The following is a 3,886-nucleotide window of genomic DNA, read 5'->3' as shown; positions in this document are numbered from 1 at the left end:
CAGCTTGACGGCCGCTTTCCTGTCCTTTAGCGTAATAGCCAACGACGGACACACTTTCGTGCATATGCCGCAGCCGATACATTTTCCCGTATCGACAACGGGTTTTACTGAGATGAGTTTCATATTACCCCTCCTTAATGTGTGGGTAGCTTTGATACCAGGTTTCATCCAGGCTTAATCGTCCGGCATTATCGTACAGTGTTCCGATAATAACGAATAATAAGATATTCAATGATACACCTGGTCTTAATCTTTATAGCCCAGTTGAGCGGATATAAGTCGGGCAGCGTCGACCACGTCGGTCGTCAAGTCGTGTATATTGCCGTTTGCTACCCGGCCGGTCGGACCCGAAAGACTGATGGCAGCGATGACCACACCACGGTGATTCTTCAGTGGGGCCGCTACACAGCTCAGTCCAATTTCAATTTCCTCCCGATCCTCTGCGTATCCCTCTTGACGGACTTTGGCCAGGTGGGCTTTAAGCTTGACCGGGTCGGTAACGGTATTGGGCGTAAAGCGTTGCAGCTTCTTATCGCGGATAACCCTCTCCATCTCCTCTTCTGGGAGTCCGGCGAGCAGAACCTTGCCTACACCGGTGCAGTGAGCTGGATTGCGACCGCCAACATGAGAAATTATCCTAATTGAATGCGGGCTATCAACCTTATCGATATAAACCACTTCGCCCCTGGATAGTACCGCTAAGTGCACCGTTTCCTGATACTTCTGGGCTAAAGAATGCAAATAAGGCATGGCAATTGTGCGAAGATCCATGCTTGCGTGCACAACTTGGCCAAGTTCAAAAATTTTCAGGCCAAGGGCGTACTTACCGCTAATCTGGTCTTGGTGCACATATCCTAACTGCTCCATTGTTGATATAAGACTATGAGTGGTACTTTTGCTCAAACCCAAACCTCGACTGATGTTACTCAGCCCGTCACCGCCCTTGCAATCGGCCAAATATTCCAGAATGCTCATCGCCCGAGCTAAAGATTGTATTATTTTGTTCTTACCTTTGTCTTCCAACCAGCTCACCACCCATCGCGTCCTACTATGTCGTACGCTGTTCTGTTTTTCTAAGAACATATTCAATCTTTTCCGCAAAATTCCTGCAAGGCATAAATAAATTTACGGCGTTACCGCAATCTTACGCGAATAGCTACACACTCGACATGTATTTCGCGTATTGGCCCATTCCACCTAGCGCGACAGAATCGTTTTTTGTATTTATTGATATCTATGCCTTCCCCACCATTGCTTATAAGTAGTTGTACAGAAAGTACAAGTGATGTACCATGCCTTAGTGAAATAACGGTCGCATATCTGCCTAAACATTCTTCCCAGGTCATTTTTTCTCTACTATATATTTTTTTTGCACCATTTGGGTGCGGTCTGTAAATGCCTCATACTAGCATTGGTAAGTTTCTTTCTATAGACCTCAATCTTTTCGCCAACCATGACGTATTCTTTAACTAAAGCATCTACCAACCGCATTGCGGTCACTCCTCCACTCAAAAGTCAAGCTTCATCCCATATTCCCTCTTCAACGCGCGCCAAAATGTAAAAGCGTCGTGAAACCCCCGAATATTATCATTCTTCCCGCTGCATATTAGACAACGAGCCTGCCAGCGCAAATTATCCTCGTCTTTTTCTCTGAGTTGCTGAAATAGTTCTTCCGCTGAAGTTGCTACGCTAACAATCAGACAATATGGACATACTTTCCGCCCGCAGTGATGGCATACCTCCAAATAATAGTAATCTGTCTGGGCCATATCAAATTCATCCGGAACATACTTACAGCAGTCACATCGCAGGTATTCGTACACAGTTAACCCCCCTCAAAAAGCTGTACTATCACAACCCGATTAAAAAGCGCTACGAATTGGCCGTTTATATCAACATCTCTGTGATAATGACCAAAATACCATTTCTTATAGTTTATTAGCTGTTCAAACCGGTCCAGTATACGGCAAGTGGGATCATCTATTTGAAACTGGGCCAAATTTTCGCTGATATGGGTTGGCGCTGTATGAGTGACGACAAAATCGACCATGAAGTTGTGCCTTTCAAGGTTCCTCAAAGCTTCATCTTCTTCCGCTTTCGACGGTATTTCCTGCGGCCACCAAGATACATGGGCCTGGCGGTATACTTTATCTACAGATAACGCTCCACCGAAAACGAAGAACTTCATACCACCAAGGTCAAATACCTGACCCCTCATCAGATGAAGCACGTTTGGCCGAATGCGGTGCACTTTACCGCCGTTCCAATCCTCTATCGGATAACGTTCCAAAGCATCGAACCCCTCATGATTTCCATCAACAAAAAGCACTGTAAAGCGTTTTTCGCTGTACCAATCAAGAACCTCATCGTCCTGGTTTGTTCCCGTCCAGACACCGCCAAAATCACCGGCGATAATAACATAATCTTGCCGAGTAAGTAGAGTTTGGACTGGAAAAGATTCAAGGTTGAGTTTTGGGGAATCGATCATTCCATGGGTATCCCCTGTAATATAAATTTTGGGGTTCATTCTTTTGCCCTCCTGTATGACTTAGAACTTGGTGCCTGGTCAATTCTTTATTCTATGTTCAGTCAATCATCCGATTCTTGCTCTGAAGACGATCTAACTGGCTTACAGTATTTTTTACGTCCATCTGGGTAAAGTAAATACACGCGCCCTCTTTCGTCGCAGTGAACTGTTGACAATCCGGCGGCATGAATCTTGGCGATAGCCCTTTTTATTGTGATCTCTATCGCCTCCAGTGGGGGATTCAGTGGTTGGCAACTTAGTATGCAGAAGCGTTTCTCCCGGAAGTATTTTTTGCGCCCATCCGGATATAGTCGAAAAACGCCGTTTTCGTCACGTCCGTATGTGGGTTTATTGGCATATCGGGCTAAGTCTTCATCAGAATTAGTTACCTCTGCGTCGAGAGTCGTAAAATCCCGCTCAACTTCTTTGCTGTCTGCGATAAATTCATTATCTTCCGCTGCTTTCGCCATTGCTTCGCGGTAATTGCTGTTGCTGACACCCGCCAGCGAGTAACTCGCGACACGGCTGTTACACAGATTTTTCACAAGTATTCCGCGGGTCAACAGGTCATCTATATCACTTTCTGCCGCGTCTCTGGTACATTTTGCTAGTTTGCTCCATTTTGTTTGTGTGAGCTTGCCCTTAAAGTCGTCTAACAACTTGCCTATTACCACCCTTTGGCGAATATTTAGCTTCGGAAATACCTCGTCTTGGAAGTACGCCTTGCGTTTCAAAATCTCGATCATGCGGGCCGCAGTACTAATTGCTTGACCAATACACTCAAGGAACCAGCTTAGGTAATCCGTGATATCAAGTGTACCTTTCTGGGCATGTTCGAGTGTTCTGTAATAGTTATTGCGCTCTTTGAAAATCTGTTCTGATAAGCTGTAAAACAGCATCGGTCCGTGTTCTGATCGTGCAAGCAGCATGTTTGCGATCGCCCGGGCGATACGGCCGTTGCCGTCCTCGAAGGGGTGGATGGTGACGAACCAGAGATGGGCTATACCGGCGCGCAGTACCAGGTTGGTGACGTCGTTGCCGTTGAACCACTCCAGGAAGGCGGCCATCTCTGCTTCGATGCGATTAGCCTGCGGCGCTTCATAATGAATTTTTTCGCGTCCTACCGGTCCTGATATGACCCGCATCGGCCCCGCCTCATCTGTCCGCCAGGCACCAGCACGAATCTTCTTCAGTTCACTCGTCCCCGAAGGAAAAAGACCGGAATGCCAAGCGAACAATCTTGTCGTAGTCAACGGCTCGCGGCATGTCAATGCCGATTTGATTTTGCATGAAAGTGGCGTTTGAAATTTGCATGTTTGTGGCGACGGGTTACTGTTGTTTCTGTTCGAACAGCGTGTT

At 46.6% G+C, this 3,886-nt stretch carries 4 protein-coding genes; all 4 read right to left on the bottom strand.

What is annotated here, in order from left to right; genetic code table 11:
- Positions 1 to 123 (bottom strand): 4Fe-4S binding protein (locus RIN56_20525; protein ID MDR7869180.1); only part of this gene is annotated, 123 nt, incomplete at its 3' end.
- Between the two features lie 123 nt (positions 124 to 246).
- Positions 247 to 1,023, bottom strand: a complete 777-nt coding sequence (locus RIN56_20520; protein MDR7869179.1) for an IclR family transcriptional regulator — start codon at positions 1,021 to 1,023, stop codon at positions 247 to 249.
- A gap of 802 nt (positions 1,024 to 1,825) precedes the next feature.
- Entirely contained in the window at positions 1,826 to 2,527 is a 702-nt protein-coding gene (locus RIN56_20515) for a metallophosphoesterase (protein ID MDR7869178.1), read from the bottom strand.
- 62 nt (positions 2,528 to 2,589) lie between these two features.
- A partial coding sequence (locus RIN56_20510) for a Fic family protein (GenBank protein ID MDR7869177.1) occupies positions 2,590 to 3,886 on the bottom strand: 1,297 nt, incomplete at its 5' end.

Source organism: Sporomusaceae bacterium, assembly GCA_031460455.1.
Lineage (GTDB): Bacteria > Bacillota > Negativicutes > Sporomusales > UBA7701 > Anaeroselena.
Note: the sequence above shows the minus strand (reverse complement) of the source record. Positions and strands in the feature narration are given on the sequence as shown.